12 protein-coding genes and 4 tRNA genes are annotated in these 15,184 nt (G+C 63.6%); 5 read left to right on the forward strand and 11 right to left on the reverse strand.

Annotation, left to right across the window (positions count from 1 at the left end; genetic code table 11):
• Window position 1: 1 nt before the first annotated feature.
• The 8 genes from ruvA to GKC41_RS06435 all read right to left on the reverse strand — a co-directional run bounded on the left by ruvA (window position 2) and on the right by GKC41_RS06435 (window position 7,965).
• The gene (ruvA, locus tag GKC41_RS06400; RefSeq protein WP_324612077.1) at window positions 2-613 is read right to left on the reverse strand and encodes a Holliday junction branch migration protein RuvA; all 612 of its coding nucleotides are present in this window, start codon (window positions 611-613) and stop codon (window positions 2-4) included.
• Between the two features lie 42 nt (window positions 614-655).
• Complete coding sequence (gene ruvC, locus GKC41_RS06405; protein ID WP_154313483.1) at window positions 656-1,237, reverse strand: crossover junction endodeoxyribonuclease RuvC; 582 nt, start codon at window positions 1,235-1,237, stop codon at window positions 656-658.
• Window positions 1,238-1,241: 4 nt separating this feature from the next.
• Complete coding sequence (locus GKC41_RS06410; RefSeq protein ID WP_045935369.1) at window positions 1,242-1,997, reverse strand: YebC/PmpR family DNA-binding transcriptional regulator; 756 nt, start codon at window positions 1,995-1,997, stop codon at window positions 1,242-1,244.
• Between the two features lie 61 nt (window positions 1,998-2,058).
• Window positions 2,059-3,345 carry a glycosyltransferase family 4 protein gene (locus GKC41_RS06415; protein ID WP_154313484.1) on the reverse strand — a complete coding sequence of 429 codons (1,287 nt, stop codon included), beginning with the start codon at window positions 3,343-3,345 and terminating at the stop codon, window positions 2,059-2,061.
• On the reverse strand, window positions 3,320-4,330 hold the full coding sequence (locus tag GKC41_RS06420; protein ID WP_154313485.1) for a phosphatidylinositol mannoside acyltransferase: 1,011 nt from the start codon (window positions 4,328-4,330) through the stop codon (window positions 3,320-3,322). Before GKC41_RS06420 ends, GKC41_RS06415 begins: the two co-directional genes overlap by 26 nt.
• A gap of 4 nt (window positions 4,331-4,334) precedes the next feature.
• On the reverse strand, window positions 4,335-5,009 hold the full coding sequence (gene pgsA, locus GKC41_RS06425) for a phosphatidylinositol phosphate synthase (protein ID WP_154313486.1): 675 nt from the start codon (window positions 5,007-5,009) through the stop codon (window positions 4,335-4,337).
• A gap of 3 nt (window positions 5,010-5,012) precedes the next feature.
• On the reverse strand, window positions 5,013-7,058 hold the full coding sequence (gene thrS / locus GKC41_RS06430) for a threonine--tRNA ligase (RefSeq protein WP_154313487.1): 2,046 nt from the start codon (window positions 7,056-7,058) through the stop codon (window positions 5,013-5,015).
• A gap of 76 nt (window positions 7,059-7,134) precedes the next feature.
• A complete protein-coding gene (locus GKC41_RS06435; protein ID WP_045924425.1) occupies window positions 7,135-7,965 on the reverse strand; it encodes a PAC2 family protein in 831 nt (276 codons plus the stop codon).
• A gap of 162 nt (window positions 7,966-8,127) precedes the next feature.
• On the opposite strand from GKC41_RS06435, the gene GKC41_RS06440 reads away from it, so the two are divergent.
• The 4 genes from GKC41_RS06440 to GKC41_RS06455 all read left to right on the forward strand — a co-directional run bounded on the left by GKC41_RS06440 (window position 8,128) and on the right by GKC41_RS06455 (window position 8,497).
• A tRNA-Gly gene (locus GKC41_RS06440) sits at window positions 8,128-8,200 on the forward strand.
• A 27-nt stretch (window positions 8,201-8,227) separates the two neighbouring features.
• Window positions 8,228-8,298, forward strand: a tRNA-Cys gene (locus GKC41_RS06445).
• Between the two features lie 23 nt (window positions 8,299-8,321).
• A tRNA-Val gene (locus tag GKC41_RS06450) sits at window positions 8,322-8,393 on the forward strand.
• Between the two features lie 31 nt (window positions 8,394-8,424).
• Window positions 8,425-8,497, forward strand: a tRNA-Val gene (locus GKC41_RS06455).
• A gap of 600 nt (window positions 8,498-9,097) precedes the next feature.
• Here GKC41_RS06455 and GKC41_RS06460 read toward each other — a convergent pair.
• Both GKC41_RS06460 and GKC41_RS06465 read right to left on the reverse strand, forming a co-directional pair.
• Window positions 9,098-9,751, reverse strand: a complete 654-nt coding sequence (locus tag GKC41_RS06460; RefSeq protein ID WP_154313488.1) for a helix-turn-helix transcriptional regulator — start codon at window positions 9,749-9,751, stop codon at window positions 9,098-9,100.
• A gap of 752 nt (window positions 9,752-10,503) precedes the next feature.
• On the reverse strand, window positions 10,504-13,662 hold the full coding sequence (locus GKC41_RS06465) for an InlB B-repeat-containing protein (RefSeq protein ID WP_324612078.1): 3,159 nt from the start codon (window positions 13,660-13,662) through the stop codon (window positions 10,504-10,506).
• Window positions 13,663-13,757: 95 nt separating this feature from the next.
• Between GKC41_RS06465 and GKC41_RS08845 the strand changes: the two genes are divergently transcribed.
• On the forward strand, window positions 13,758-14,096 hold the full coding sequence (locus tag GKC41_RS08845; RefSeq protein WP_229281710.1) for a hypothetical protein: 339 nt from the start codon (window positions 13,758-13,760) through the stop codon (window positions 14,094-14,096).
• Between the two features lie 88 nt (window positions 14,097-14,184).
• Here the strand turns inward: GKC41_RS08845 and GKC41_RS06470 are convergent, their stop codons facing one another.
• The gene (locus tag GKC41_RS06470) at window positions 14,185-15,060 is read right to left on the reverse strand and encodes an undecaprenyl-diphosphate phosphatase (RefSeq protein ID WP_154313489.1); all 876 of its coding nucleotides are present in this window, start codon (window positions 15,058-15,060) and stop codon (window positions 14,185-14,187) included.
• Window positions 15,061-15,184 lie beyond the last annotated feature (124 nt).

Consider the following 15,184-nt stretch of genomic DNA (forward strand, 5'->3'; position numbering starts at 1 on the left):
GTCAGCGCCCCCTGTCCAGCCGGGTCAAGGCCTGCTTGAGGACCTTGGGAATGTCGGCCGACTGCAGGGGCAGGGAGTAGCCGCCCTCGCTGCAGGTCTGCTCCACGGCCTGCTCGGCATCACGCTGCAGCCAACCCAGGGAGATCAGTCCCTCAACCACCTGATGGGCACCATCGTCGGTCTGGGCGGGTCCCTGCCTGCCTGTGCCGGCATCCAGATCCAGCTTGCCGGAGAGTTCGAGGATGATCTTCTGAGCGCCCTTCTTGCCCAGGCCAGGCGCCCGGGACAGGGCCGTAGCATCGCCGTCGGCCACGGCCTGGGCCAGCTGGTCCGAGTTCAGGGTGGCGAGGATGGACAAGGCCACGCGGGGCCCGATGCCGCTGACCTTCTGTAATTGGGCAAAGAGCGATTTGGAGGTGCGGCTGAGGAATCCATAGAGGGTCAGCGCGTCCTGGGTCAGGGAAAGGGCGGTGTAGACGGTGACCGTGGACTCGGCCCGCATGGAGGCCAGGTCCGACTGGGGCATGCGCACCTCGAAACCCACCCCCGAAACATCGATGACGGCGGAGCCCGTTTCGATGGCGGCCACCTGCCCGGTCAGCATTGCCAGCACTTGATCACCCCTCGATGGAATCGAACGTCTGTTCGAATCAGCTTACATGTCTCGCTGGACTCCCCGGTGCCTGCCGTACCTGGCAGAGGCCTGGGCCCACTGACGTTGGGCCTGGGTCAGATGCTCCTCGCGTTCCCCGCCCTGGATGGCCCCGGCCGGCCTCAGGGCGTGGCAGATGGCCTGGGCAAGAGCGTCGGCGGCATCGGCGGGTTTGGGCAGCTGGTTGAGCCCAAGAATGCGGGCCACCATCCGCTGCACCTGGATCTTGTCGGCCTGGCCGTTGCCGGTCACGGCCATCTTGGCCTCGGTGGGTGTGTGCAGAGCCACCGGAATGCCTCGTTGTGCCGCCCCCAGCATGGCCAGCCCGGCCGCCTGGGCCGTGCCCAGCACGGTGTTGTGATTTGATTGGGCGAAGACCCGCTCGATGGAAACCACGTCGGGGCTGAAACGGTCCAGGGCGGCCGTCAGCCCCTGGTAGATGGTCAGCAGCCGCAGGTCCTGGCTCTGTTCGGGGTCTGAGCGCACGACGTCCACATGAACAAAGGAAAGCCGGCGCGATGCACCGGCTTCAATGACGCCGACGCCGCATCGGGTGAGCCCCGGGTCGACGCCGAGAACGATCATAGGGTCACTCGTCGTCCAACTGGGCCATGACCTCGTCGGGGGCGGTCCAATTGCTGTAGATCTCCTGCACGTCGTCCAGGTCGTCCAGGTTGTCGATCAGCTTGGAGACCTTGCGGGCGGAGTCCAGGTCCAGGGTGACCTCGCTCTTGGGGTTGAGGACCAGGTCGGCGGAGTCGTAGTCCATGCCGGCGTCCTGCAGGGCCTTGCGGACGTTGACCATGTCGCCGGGGGCGGTCAGCACGGTGTAGCTCTCGCCGTTGTCCTGCACGTCCTCAGCACCGGCCTCGGCGGCCTTCTCGAAGACCGTATCGTAGTCCAGTCCCTCCGAGGGGACGATGATCTGGCCCTTGCGCTCAAAGTTGAAGCTGACCGAGCCGTTCTGGGCCAGGGAGCCGCCGCCCTTGGTCAGAGTTGAACGGACCTCGGCGGCCGCGCGGTTGCGGTTGTCGGTCAGGCACTCGATGATGATGCCCACGCCGGCGGGAGCGTAGCCCTCGTAGACGATGCTCTCGTAGTTGGCCGCTCCGGCCTCCTCGCCCGAGCCGCGCTTGACGGCCCTGGTGATGTTGTCTGCGGGCACGGAGGACTTCTTGGCCTTGACGATGGCGTCGTAGAGGGTGGGGTTGCCGTCGGGGTCACCGCCGCCGGTGCGGGCAGCGATCTCGATGTTCTTGATCAGCTTGGCGAAGAGCTTGCCACGCTTGGCGTCGATGGCTGCTTTCTTGTGCTTGGTGGTCGCCCACTTCGAATGCCCTGACATATGTCTCCTGACGGTACGAATGCGTAAACGAATGGAATTCTAGTTCCGCTCTTCGACAATTTTACGGGTTTTCAGGCCCTTTCGTGGGGGCTTCATCGTAAAGAGAACCAGCCTCCCGGCCCACCAGTCTGCCCAGCAGGCCACGGCGATGATCGGGCCGGGCTGCCAGGGCCCGGGCGTAGACATCCAGAACCTGGTCGGTGACCCGCTCCCAGTCGTAGTCGCTGGCCCGCTGCATTCCGCACGAGGCCAGATCCAGGCGGGCAGGTCGGTCGTCCAGCAGGCCCAGGACCACCCGGGCGCAGTCCTGGGGGTCTCCGTTGGCGAACAGACGTGCGCTGCGCCCGTTCTGGGAGACATCCTCGAAGGCGGGCAGGTCCGAGGCCACCACCGGGCAACCCGCCGCCATGGCCTCGACCAGCACGATGCCAAAGCTCTCTCCCCCGGTCTGCGGAGCCACATACAGGCCAAGGCTGTGGTAGAAGGAGGCCTTGTCCTCGTCGCTGATCCGTCCCAGGAAGGTGAAGTGCCGGGCCAGTCCGGGATCGACGGCTTCGAGTATTTCCCGGGCCTCCCCCTGGCCGTCACCTGCACACAGGAAGCGGGCTCCGGGCACGCGCCGAAGAATGGCGGGTGCGGCCTGGGCCAGAATCCTGAACCCCTTGCGCTCCTCCTTCATCCTTCCCAGGAATCCGATGGTGGGTTCCCGCTCGCTCCCCTGCCATTCCGGGCGCGGCCGGGCATTGCGCAGGGCTCTGGTCTCGATGCCGTTGGGGATGATCTGGCTGGGTATGCCCGGCTCCAGCAGATTCCGGGCGTTCCGCATGGCCGAGGGGCTGACGAAGATGGCCTGGCTGATGTTGGCCAGGTATCGGCGCAGGTAGCGCCTGGTCAGCCTCAGGGCCAGCGGGGTCGTATCGAAGGCCGCATGGAAGGTGGCCACATAGGGGCAGGGAATGAATCCGGGCCTCAGGGGCTTGTGGCTCAGGGAGGGCACCTCGGGCTCGTGCAGGTGCAGGATGTCGAAATGGCCCTGCCTGACCCACTGCCGGGTCTTGTGGCCGGCCACGCCGAAGTAGCTCAGGTTGGCCACGGATCCGTTGTAGGGAATGGAGAAGGAGGAACCGGTGGTCTGCACCCAGAGGGGCATGTCCTGGGTGCGTCGGCCCGGGGCCAGAACCTGCACCTGGTGGCCGCGGTCCATAAGATGTCTGGCGAAATCGCGGATGTGCAGTTGGACGCCGCCCGGGGTCTCGAAGGAGTAGGGCGAGATGATCCCCACCCGCAGACGCGCCTTGATGGCGGCCCGCTCCGGCTCCCGCTCAGGCCTTTGTTCGGGTGCCTTCATACCCGTCACCTCCCTTGTTCCTGGATGCCTGGGCCAGTATGAAGTCCGGCAGGTCGTGCATCCGGGAAAGATCCAGATCCTCAAGGAAAATCGGCTGGAGCATGTGCCAGTCCTCGGGATGCTCGCGAATGCCCTGGGCCCACTGGTCCACCCAGGCCTGGGTCAGGTCGTTGATGGCCTGCTCCCGGGGCATGTCCAGGTAGGGATCGATGGCGATGGGCCCGTCCACCTGGCAGACATAGCCGTAGGGGGCCTTGGCCCGCCGGCGGCGCTCCCCCGTCAGCCTTTCCCTGTGCATGTTCACGGTATACAGGGGCAGACGGGCGTCCAAGGCGATGACGGCAGGTCCGGCAGCAACGCGAATCCAGGAGTCGAAGGCCTTGACGAAGACGCCTCGGCGGCTCAGGTCGCGGTCGGCCAGCAGGGGCACCACCTGGTCAGGCTTCCGCAGCAGGGTCGTCAGACGGCCGGTGATGTCCGGCTCGCCGGTCAGCAGGATGTTCATGCCCAGACGGCGACGGATGTCCGCAAAGGTGTTGAGCATTCCCTGGTCCCGCAGCCGCTCGGCGACCGTGGTGACCTGGCCTACCGTGGAGCAGGCCCAGAAGCCCGCGTAGTCCCAGTTGCCCTGGTGGCCCATGCCGATGGGCAGGGAGCGCAGGCTGATGTCGGTCTTGGCCGGATCCGGGTAAGCACTGCCACCGCCGTGTATGCGTGCCAGCAGCTGCTCCTTGGTGCGGGCTCCCACGGTCAGGGCCTCGACGAAGTAGACGAAGTAGGAGCGCATGCCCTGGCGCGAGGTGCGCCGCAGATTACGACGGTCGGCCTCTGGCATGACATGGGCCAGGTTGCGCTCCAGCTGTCTGACACCGCCTATCCGGAAGAGCCAGCAGAGGTCGGCTGCCGCCAGAAAGAGGCCGCGCAGCAGCCGCTCGGGCACCAGACGCGCGTGCTGCGCCAGAAAGATGAGCAGTCGGTCCGGCATAGGCTCACTCGTGGTTGGGGTTGGCAGGCTGCGGGTTGCGGCTCATGTCCTTGGCGACGTGGCTGATTCGCTGCCAGACGGTGACGACGCCCAGCAGGGCCAACAGGACCAGGAAGCAGCTGAGTACGGCCAGAGGCAGCCCGGCCCCGGTCAGGGCCATGCCCACCAGGATGATGACCAGCCGGTCCGACCTGGTGGCGATGCCGTTCTTGGCCTCAAAGCCCTCCGCCTCGGCCCGGGCCCGGGCGTAGGAGGTGACGAAGGAGGTCATGATGGCGAAAAGCGCTGCAGCCATGCCCACCTGGGCCCAGATGTCGGGACCCTGGTGGCTGCCATCAGCCACCCAGGCCAGTTCGTGGCGGCGCAGGTAGATGATGACTCCGGCCAGGACGGCCCAGTCGGCTATCCGGTCAAGGGTGGAGTCCAGGAAGCCCCCGAACTGGGTGCCACCGCCGGTTAGCGCGGCCACGGACCCATCCAGGGAGTCGAAGGCCACCAGAATGGCCAGGACGATGGCCCCGGGCAGGAGCCAGCCGGTGAACCCGGTCGCGATGGCGACCAGGGTGGTGCCTACGGCTCCGCTGATGGTGACACCGTTGGCGCTCACGCCCAAACGAACCAGGCCGTGGGCGATGGGGGCGATGATGCGCTTCCAGGGGCGTCGTAGATGCTCGAACATTGGTCAGTCCTGACTGCAGGAGGTGTTCGCTCGGAAGTCGTCCGCCGAGTTGATCTGGGCGCGGACCTTGATGGCCTCGTTGATCCAGGTTCGGGCCTGCTCCACAGGCACGCCGTTGAGCTGGCTGCCGTCGCGGAAGCGGAAGGAGACCGCGTTCTTGGAGATATCCTCCTCGCCGGCGATCAGGATGAAGGGGGCCTTGGACTTGGCCGCGTTGCGGATCTTCTTGCCGAAGCGGTCGTCGGAGCGGTCGATCTCGCAGCGGACCATGTCGTCGCGCAGCTGGTCCAGCAGGTGCTCCAGGTGGGGGGCGAACTCGTCGGCCACGGGCACGGCCTGCACCTGGACCGGGGCCAGCCAGGCCGGGAAGGCGCCGGCGTAGTGCTCCAGCAGGATGGCGAAGAAGCGCTCGATGGAGCCGAAGAGGGCCCGGTGGATCATGACCGGCCGCTGGTGGGAGCCGTCGGCGGCGATGTACTCCAGCTGGAAGCGCTCGGGCAGGTTGAAGTCCAGCTGAATGGTGGAGACCTGCCAGGTGCGTCCGATGGCGTCCCGGGCCTGCACGGAGATCTTGGGCCCGTAGAAGGCGGCGCCCTCGGGGTCGTCGACCAGCTCCAGCCCGGAGTCCTTGGCCACTTCGGCCAGGGTGTTGGTGGCCTCCTCCCAGACCTCGTCGGAGCCGACGAACTTGTTGGGATCCTTGGTGGACAGCTCCAGATAGAAGTCGTTGAGGCCGAAGTCCTTCAACACCTTGAGCACGAACTGGAGCAGGTTGGTCAGCTCCCCCTTCATCTGGTCCCTGGTGCAGTAGATGTGGGAGTCGTCCTGGGTCAGGCCGCGCACGCGGGTCAGGCCGTGGACCTCGCCGGACTTCTCGTAGCGGTAGACGGTGCCGAACTCGAACAGCCGCAGGGGCAGCTCCTTGTAGGAGCGCTGGCGGGACTTGAAGATCAGGTTGTGCATGGGGCAGTTCATGGGCTTCAGGTAGTAGTCGAAGCCCTGGCGGGTCACCTTGCCGTTGGCGTCCTTCTCCTCGTCCAGATGCATGGGCGGGTACATGCCGTCCTTGTACCACTGCAGGTGGCCCGAGATCTCGTAGAGGTGGCCCTTGGTGATGTGCGGGGTCTGCACGAAGGAGTAGCCGTTGCGCCGGTGCATTTCACGGGAGTAGTCCTCCATGGCGTTGATGACGGCCGCGCCCTTGGGGTGGAAGACGGGCAGGCCGGGCCCGATCTCGTCCGGGAAGGAGAAGAGGTCCATCTCGGCGCCCAGCTTGCGGTGGTCGCGGCGGGCGGCCTCCTCCAGACGGGCGGTGTAGGCCTTCATGTCGTCCTTGTTGGCCCAGGCGGTGCCGTAGATGCGCTGGAGCATGGGGTTCTTCTCGTCCCCGCGCCAGTAGGCGGCGGCCGTGCGCATGAGCTTGAAGCTGCGGATGTAGCGGGTGTTGGGCAGGTGGGGGCCCCGGCAGAGGTCCTTCCAGACCGTGTTGCCCTCGCGGTCCAGATTGTCGTACATGGTCAGCTCGCCGCCGGTGGCCACCTCGGTGGCCTCCTCGCTGTTGATCTCGGCCTCCTTGGCCCCGATCAGCTCCAGCTTGTAAGGCTGGTCGGCCTCCTCCTTGCGGGCCTCCTCCTCGGTGACCACGCGCCGGCGGAAGCTCTGGGAGGACTTGATGATCCGCTTCATCCGCTGTTCGATCTGCTTGAGGTCGTCGGGGGTGAAGGTCTTGTCCACGTCGAAGTCGTAGTAGAAGCCGTCTTTGATGACCGGGCCGATGCCCAGCTTGGCGTCCGGACGGATCTCCTGGACTGCCTGGGCCATGACGTGGGTGGCCGAGTGTCGCATGATGGCCAGCCCTTGGTCGCTCTCCAGGGTGATGGGCTCGACCTTGTCGCCCTCGTGCAGGGGTGTGTAGAGGTCGCGTGGCTGCCCGTTGAGGTCGACGGCGATGATGTCCTTGTCGTCAGCAAAAAGCTGGACGCCAGTCTGATCCGCCGCCACCTCCTTCCGTTCGCCCTTGACGATGATGGAGATGCTCGACTGTGTCATGAATGCCGTCCTTGCTATCGGAGCCCGCGTTACAGGGTGCAGGCTGGACATGGTTATCGAGCCACAGCCTAGGTCGTCACTCAGACAAGGAGGGGCCTTTGTTGCCCATGGAGCGCAGGTAATCCTCGGCTTCCCGGACCAGCTCTTCGGCGGCCGGCTCGTCCACCTGGGCCTGGTCGACGTCCATCTCCAGACGGTGGACGTAGTTGGCCAGGTCGTCGTTGCAGCGCAGGAGCATGCCGGCCTGGGCCTTCCACTCGGCGGCCTTGCGTGGCAGCTCCCCCTCGTCAAGGTGGACGCCAAGCATGGCCGAGAGCCTTTGCAGCAGCTGCAGGGTGCCCTGGGCGCACTCGTCGCTGCCCAGGTACTGGGGCACGGAGACCCAGATGGACTCGGTGCTGTAGCCGTCCTGGGTGGCCAGGGCATCCAGCACGGTGGGGATGCCTATGGGGCCGGAGTGGCCGTCGGTGTCGGTCTTGGGCTGGTCGCCGGCCAGGTCGTCGATGGGCAGGGGCCTGGTGTGGGGGCAGTCTGCGAACATGGCGCCCAGGGTGATGATGGCCTCCGCCTCGTCGTCTTCGGCCCAGTGGATGCTGCGCCGGCAGAAGTCGCTCCAGTGGTAGTTGGGCTCCGGGCCCATCTCCAGCAGCAGGGTGTGGGTGTCATCAATCCGCACCCGGTAGATCTTGGCGGAGGGCCAGATGATCCGCCGCCGACCCTGCACATGGCAGAGCATGGGCCGTGACATCTGGTAGTCGTAGAACCCGTCGCCCGGAATGCTGCCGATCTCGTGGGACTCGTAGACGTTCAACAGGTGGCGGATGACGTTGGTCGAGGCTGAGCACGCATCGTTCCAGCCATCGAAGGCGGCCACCATGGTGCAGTGCTGCCTGGCTTCTTCACTCATACCTCTCACCCTACCGGTAGGAAGCCTTGTATTGCGCAGCTTTGCCATCAGCGGAGGGTGGCTTTATGACGCGGCGACACGCGCTTTTTGCCAAGTGCGGAGGTCTACGCTACAGTAGTGCAACGTGCTTCGGCAGTCACCACCACGGTGAAAGTTGAATGTGCGGGCATAGCTTAGTTGGTAAAGCGCGACCTTGCCAAGGTCGAGACCGCGGGTCCGAGTCCCGTTGCCCGCTCGAGGTTTCGAGCAGTTTAACCAATACGGTGGGTTAGCCAAGCGGTTAGGCAGCGGCCTGCAAAGCCGTATAGACGAGTTCGACTCTCGTACCCACCTCTCTCTCGAAACGAGAATGACCCGGGCGGTTGGCGCAGAGGTAGCGCACTTCCCTGACACGGAAGGGGTCACTGGTTCGAATCCAGTATCGCCCACGAGGATCACTTCGGTGGTCTTTCCCAATCCGGGCGATTGGCGCAGCGGCTAGCGCACTTCGTTCACACCGAAGGGGTCGCAGGTTCGATTCCTGCATCGCCCACCTGGATTTTCTCCCTCTCCCCTATATTCCATCTAGAGACAGTTTTCAGTCAGTAATTGATGCCTACGAATCTTCTCAATTATCAGTGATCGTATTCCTAATGATCCCCGACTGATGATTCCTCCAGCAGGAATTTAGGTAATAAATTATTGTTACCAATCCAAACGAGGTTTACTCTTCATGCTCACTTGCAGTGCTCGTATCGGCTGAATTGCGCACCAGCTGACGCTTGCCATGCCGGTTGTCATGGCGGATAGCGAACGGAGTGTTGAGCATGTCCGGGACCTTGTGATAATTTGCTCTTAGCAACAGGTCGGGGGACCTGCCAGAAACGGGAGTACCTGATGCATCCTTGAAGAGGTGATAGTATGAAGAAAGGCCTAGGCCAATGAGGGCACGTAACTAGCCTGGCTGATTCTGCACTGCATCACAGCTTGAGGAAACTGTGGTCTCCCTGTTTTACCTATGAAATACTTGCGTGGTCTGTCTGTGTGGCCACGTTCCGGTTGTCGCCAGTGGCGACACCGTGCTGTAAAGCTCCTCCGGCGGCACAGAAATATACCCCCCTCTCCTGCCGCCGGAGGTTTTACTTTTCAGGCCCTATTTGAGGGCCTGCAGGTACCGGTAGAGGGTGGGGATCGAAATCTTGAGCTCGGGGGCTACGATGCCTACCGCGCCCTTGATGAGGAAGATGCCCCGGTCCTTGATGTTGCGGATGATGTCCAGCCTGTCCTGCTTGGTCAGCTTGTCCATGGGGATGTTGAACTGGCGGACCTCATCCCTGGTGATCCTACGGATGTTCTCCGCAGGCTCCTCGCTCACGTGGCGGCGGGAGGTCTCCGTGGAGATCTGCACATCGTCGGAGTCAATCGAGGACAGGGTCTGCAGCACATGGGCGGCCTGCTGCAGCTCGGTGATGTTGATACTGATGCAGAGCAGGCCAATGACTGTCTGCTCCTGGTTGCGGATCAGGTAGGAGGAGACGCGGAACTCGTGCTTGTTCAGGCGGCGCCCACGGTAGTCGGAGACGAAGTCGGCCCCGTCCTGGTCGGCCCGTATGGTCAGCTGGAGCGTCTGGTCCGTAATCCCGTCGCCCAGGGAGCGTCCGGAGAGCTGACCGTTGCGGATGAAGACGATGGAATTCTCCGGGCGGGTAATGTCATGCACAACAATCTCGGCCATAGGACCGAAGGAATCGGCTATGAATTCTGCCAGGGGAAATACCTCTTCAAGGTTGTCTACTGTGAAATGCATGGCTGATCCTCAACATCCTAACAGGGCGGCTTGTAGCCACCGGTTGGTGCTGCGGGAAGCGAAAGGTATTGGATGGCGTGATATGGTCCATCACCTCCATACCAGCCAATCGGCCTCCTCTAATCCCGTATATTAGACCTTCTTTTGCGCACTTCCGTCCTTTACATACGGCCTATTGAGGCCGCAGGAGAGCCGAAGTGCAGAAGGGATTTTCATGGTAGCGCACGAAGGCGGCTGAATCTTGCTTTTCGCAAACCCGGCCAGTCGTAACGGACGCAGCGTCGTGGCGGAGCCGCTTCCCACCTGTCCTGCAGGACGGGATGAGAGCGGAAACCTGGTAATCATGGGGAACCGAGTGATTCAGAAGCTGAGGATACGTACCTGTAGCGCGCCTAGGACAAAGTGCATGAACAATGTGAGTCTGGTCACGTATTTTGGGATCGGTTGGATCTAAAGGCCACTTTGTCAAAGAAATTAAACAAGTTGATACGACACATGTCTGAATGGATAAACAGCGGCCGGGCCGGCTGGTGGCTGTTGAGCCTCCTGGCCTGCCCGGCCGTGTTTCCTCCTCTCCCAGGCGGGGACGGGGGCGTGCATGCCTGCCCTCGGCTTCCGCCTGCAGAAGTGTGGTGGGGGCGCGGGAGGGAAGTGTCGGCTCTCTTGGGGTTTGAGCCTTGACTGGCACTTGTCCTCCCTGCTCCCCCTTGATGGGCCGGGGGCGGGGGGATTGATACGCCGCCCGGCCGCTCTTACTCGTGCGAAGCGTGCAATAGTTGGTGTGTTTCCTGCCGGTGGCGTCGTGAGGCGAGGACCCCGCCCATGCCGGTCATGCCCGTGGCCAGGGCGAGCAGGATGCCTTCCCCTCCGGCCTTGGGGAGCACGCCTGCAGGCAGGTACGTGTATCGGAGAGAAGTGTCGGGCGTTTGGGGTGCGCCGCCCAGCGTGTAGTCCACGCTGACCGTGACCGTGCCCGGCGCGTGCGCGGGCGTGAACACGGTGACACTATTGCCGTCGCCGCGCGTCAATCCTGATACGGCGGTCTGGTCGAACCTGACGCCGGTGATCACCAGAGCCAGGTTGAACGACACCGGCACAGGAGCCGACTTGCTGTTTCTGCTGCCGTTGCCGAGCTGGCCGTACTGGTTGTCTCCCCAGGCGTAGGTGTTCCCGTCGCTGCCCACGGCCAGCGAATGCAATTGTCCGCCGCTGACCTGTGTGGCTTTGAGCCCTAGGCTCTTGTCGGTGGGGCTGGCGGGGTCGCGCACGCGCACAGGAGCCGACGAAGAGTTGTTGCTGTTGTTGCCGAGGTTGCCATACCAGTTGTATCCCCATGCCCAGGCGTTGCCGTCGCTGCCCACGGCCAGCGAAAGATGGGATCCGGCGCTGACCTGTGCGGCTTGCAGTCCTTTGCTCTTGTCGGTGGGGCTGGCGGGGTCGCGCACGCGCACAGGAACAGGATTCGTGTCACTGTATCCGCTGGCGGTGTTGTTGCCGAGGTTGCCATACCAGTTGCATCCCCATGCCCAGGCGTATCCGTCGCTGCCCACGGCCAGGGAATGATCCCATCCGGCGCTGACCTGCAGGTAGGTGAAATCCTCTGGCAGGTCCGGGTACGCCTTGCGGTCAGGCGTCTTCACCCTGACCGGCGTTTTCTGGCTGCTGCTCGTCCCGTCGCCGAGCTCGCCATTGCCGTTGTATCCCCATGCCCAGGCGTTGCCGTCGCTGCCCACGGCCAGGGAATGCCAGCCTCCGGCGCTGACCTGCAGATAGGTGAAGTCCGCTGGCAGGTCCGGGTACGCCTTGCGGTCGGGCGTCTTCACCTTGACCGGCGCATACCGTGTGGTGCTCGTCCCGTCGCCGAGCCGGCCATAGGTGTTGTTTCCCCAGGCGTAGGCGTTGCCGTCGCTGCCCAGGGCCAGGGAATGATATTGTGCGGCGCTGACCTGCAGGTAGGTGAAGTCCGCTGGCGCGCCTGCAGGCTTCCCCACTTTGACCGGCGTTTTCTGGCTGCTGCTCGTCCCGTTGCCGAGCTGGCCATTGCTGTTGTCTCCCCAGGCGTAGGCGTTCCCGTCGCTGCCCAGGGCCAGGGAATGAGAGTCTCCGGCGCTGACCTGCAGGTAGGTGAAATCCGCTGGCGCGCCTGCAGGCTTCCCCACCATGACCGGCGTATGCTGGTCGGTGCCCGTCCCGTCCATCCCGTTGCCGAGCTGGCCATAGTAGTTGGATCCCCAGGCGTAGGCGTTCCCGTCGCTGCCCACCGCCAAGGAAAAATAACCGTTTGTTGATCCGCTGATCTGGCTGAATCTGATGCCCCGGCTGGCGCTGTCGGGCGGGGTGATGGTGGCGGGTTCCCTGCCCAGCTGGCTGCCCTTGTCGGGGCTGATGCTCCACCTGCTGTTCCGGCTTGCCGGCGTCCAGTGGGCGGCCAGGGTCAGGTCCTTGTCGACGGGCCTGCTGAAATCATAGGCGACCTCGCCAATGAACCAGCCGTCGAACAGGAAGCCATCGCGCGACGGATCAGGGGAGGGGCGCTTCACCCTCCCGTACGGGGCGGGGACAGTCTGGTCTGCTGGTATGGGGCTTCCGCCGCCCGTGTCGAAGCGGACCGTGAACGCGGATCCTGGTTCCGCAGCTCGTGCCGGCGGCTGGTCGACCGTGTACGCAAGGCTCCTGGCGAAAGGCTGCCCGTCCTGCCTGCCCGTGATGAGGATGGCGGCCTGTCCGGGCTTGCGGGCGGGAGCTTCAGCCTGCCAGGAGCTGCCGGTCTTGCTGAGGTTGAGCGGCTGGCCGTCCAGGCTGGCTGATGCCAAGGTGGGCGCCTGCGTGGTGTCGAGCCTGACGGGTTTGCCGGGCTGGCCCTGCCCGTCCAAGCTCCATGTGAGCATGCCGCCCTGCCTGCTGACGGCGGTGATCCTGCCGCCGGCAGCGGCGGCCCGCATGTACTGCTGGCTCCCGTCGTCCGCACGCTTGGGGGCTTCGCCTGGCTTCCAGGCCCAGACAAGACCATTGGAATCAACCAACGCTGCTTGTGTAGCGTTACTGCTTATTGCTGCGACGGCAGAATGGTCGGGCATAATCAGCAATTCTGGCTGGGTTTGTCTGTTATCCAGATAACTGGTCTGGCCGGCTGAGTCCAGAAGCACAAAACCATGATCCGTGGCTGATATCTGAACAATTCGGTGAGCAATCTTGACGTCTTGGATCTGAGCGGTATCAACGGCATCCGGCTTCCAAGCCCAGATTTTGCCTTTGCTGTCCATGGCGAGCAGGCGATCAGCATTGCCAGCCACCTTGATTGTTGAGGCCTGGTTGGGCAGGCTTATGGCCTTTTCTGTCGGCTTCCCCATGCTGGTCCATGTGCGTATACGGCCATCCTGATTCACTGCTATGAGCTGGTCAGAAGCCATGGCAATGCTGGTGTACGTCGTGGAATCTGCGTCAAGCAGGGCAGGCGTATCCCCGCCTTTGCTCCAGGTGTAGATGCGGTGATCCCTGCTCAAGGCCGCAAAGCCGTCATGGCCAACTATTCCAGTCATGAATCGCACGTCACTGCGTTCGCCCTGAGGTGACGGCACCTGAACAGGCATTTCAGCCTTTGATGTCCACGTGAACAGGCGGCCATCGCCGGTCACGCCGATCAGCTTGTCGTCATGGGCTTCCAGGGTGCTGAACGAGGGTGAGTCCGCACTCGGGGGTGTGATGGTGATGCTGGTGCCGCCGGAAGCCGGACCATGGTCGGGGCTGAGCGCCCAGTCAGTCACCGGGGTCCACTTGGCCTTCAAAGTGATGTCCCTGGTGATCGGGGTGCGGAAATCCATCATCGCGTCATGCTCGGACCAGCCGTCGAAACGGTAGCCGTCGCGCTTCGGATTATCAGCAGACGGCGACGCCAAGGAGCCATCCGGCACAGTTACATGTTCCGCTTTGCTTCCATCGGCAGGGTCGAACACCACAGCATGAGCATCAGAAGCAGACTGGAGCCCAGCAGGTGAATAAGAGCTGGATGGCGAAATTCCAAGGGATTGGGAAGAACCTGTCGGGGTTTGAACAGGGGAAGAAGAAACAGATGACGCCTTCAGCGGCGACGGGGAAGGCAGGCTTGTTGGTTGTAGATGGCTCAGGGAACCGTTATCTGCCTGAGCGGTATAGCGACCCCCCCCCCCTGTTGACATCTGAGCCGGAGGCGAAGACGGTGCCGGTGGCCATGCCGGTCAGCAGCAGGGGGATCAGCACCAATGCTGACATGAGCGACCGCAGGCCAAACCTATGCGTACGAGAATCGGCAGACGTCGACGACGAAACCACAACAAACCTCCCCAAAGGATTCAAAACGCTTGGCTGACCCAGTCCCCCGCAACCATGGGCAGCGCATGAGCAAATCGTATCACGCAGCCATGTGAGCGTCGAATCCCTCGGCAATTCACCCAGGCTCAGCTGGCCGCCACGCCCCCTACTGCGGGCAGGGCGCCGACCATGAGCATGATGGCCACGAAGATGGCCAGGCCGATCCGGTAGATGACGAATCCCCGGTAGGAGAAGCGCGAGACGATCTTCAAAAAGGCGATGATGACGATGTATCCCAGCAGGAAGCTGACCACGGTGGCGCAGATGGTGGCCCCCCAGCCGGGGAAGGCGGCGTCCGCGTTGATGTTCTTCAGGGACTTGACCGTCTCGAGGATGCCGGCGCCGAAAACGGCGGGAATGGCCATGAGGAAGCTGACCCGGGTGGCGGACTCGCGGGTGTAGCCCAGGGCGCGGCCGAAGGTCATGGTGCCGCCCGAGCGGGAGACGCCGGGGATCAGGGCCAGCATCTGCCCGATGCCGAAGAGCAGGGCGTCCCGGGCGCTCATCTGGCGGATCTCCTTGTTCTGGCGGCCGTGGCGGTCGAAGTAGTCCAGCAGCAGGCCGAAGACGATCAGCACCACCACGGTGATCCAGAGGTTGCGCAGCTTGGTCTCGATGATCTTCTGGAAGAGCAGGCCCGCCACCACGATGGGCAGGGTGCCCAGAATGATGTACCAGCCCAGGGCCGCATCATGGTCCTTGGAGCCCATCCGCTCACGCCATGAGGAGCCGTCCTTGCCAGCCAGGCAGCGGAACCAGTGGGTCAGTATGCGGGCAATGTCATGCCGGAAGTAGAGCAGGACCGCCAGCTCGGTGCCGAATTGGATTATGGCCGTGAAGGCCGCGCCCGGGTCCTGGCCCAGCAGGCCGCCCACAATGCGGATATGGGCGCTGGATGAGACGGGGAAATACTCCGTCAGGGCCTGCACCAGGCCGAACAGAATGGCTTCGTAGAAATTCATGGACCCCTCTTGCTATGTCGGACAACAATGGCAAGCATAGCCACCGCGCAGGGCAGGCAGAGCCAAGGGCCGGGCATGTCTCGCAGAATGCCCACAATGGGTCTTGTCGGAATCGACGACTCGA

The sequence above is a fragment of the Bifidobacterium asteroides genome (assembly GCF_009683175.1).
Taxonomy (GTDB): domain Bacteria; phylum Actinomycetota; class Actinomycetes; order Actinomycetales; family Bifidobacteriaceae; genus Bombiscardovia; species Bombiscardovia asteroides_H.

What these genes read in the sequence shown, in the direction of transcription:
- GKC41_RS08845 (WP_229281710.1), top strand. Translation starts at nt 13,758, where the DNA reads ATGGCGAAATTCCAAGGGATTGGGAAGAACCTGTCGGGGTTTGAACAG.
- GKC41_RS06460 (WP_154313488.1), bottom strand. Translation starts at nt 9,751, where the DNA reads ATGCATTTCACAGTAGACAACCTTGAAGAGGTATTTCCCCTGGCAGAA.
- pgsA (WP_154313486.1), bottom strand. Translation starts at nt 5,009, where the DNA reads ATGTTCGAGCATCTACGACGCCCCTGGAAGCGCATCATCGCCCCCATC.
- GKC41_RS06435 (WP_045924425.1), bottom strand. Translation starts at nt 7,965, where the DNA reads ATGAGTGAAGAAGCCAGGCAGCACTGCACCATGGTGGCCGCCTTCGAT.
- thrS (WP_154313487.1), bottom strand. Translation starts at nt 7,058, where the DNA reads ATGACACAGTCGAGCATCTCCATCATCGTCAAGGGCGAACGGAAGGAG.
- GKC41_RS06470 (WP_154313489.1), bottom strand. Translation starts at nt 15,060, where the DNA reads ATGAATTTCTACGAAGCCATTCTGTTCGGCCTGGTGCAGGCCCTGACG.
- ruvC (WP_154313483.1), bottom strand. Translation starts at nt 1,237, where the DNA reads ATGATCGTTCTCGGCGTCGACCCGGGGCTCACCCGATGCGGCGTCGGC.
- GKC41_RS06415 (WP_154313484.1), bottom strand. Translation starts at nt 3,345, where the DNA reads ATGAAGGCACCCGAACAAAGGCCTGAGCGGGAGCCGGAGCGGGCCGCC.
- GKC41_RS06410 (WP_045935369.1), bottom strand. Translation starts at nt 1,997, where the DNA reads ATGTCAGGGCATTCGAAGTGGGCGACCACCAAGCACAAGAAAGCAGCC.
- GKC41_RS06420 (WP_154313485.1), bottom strand. Translation starts at nt 4,330, where the DNA reads ATGCCGGACCGACTGCTCATCTTTCTGGCGCAGCACGCGCGTCTGGTG.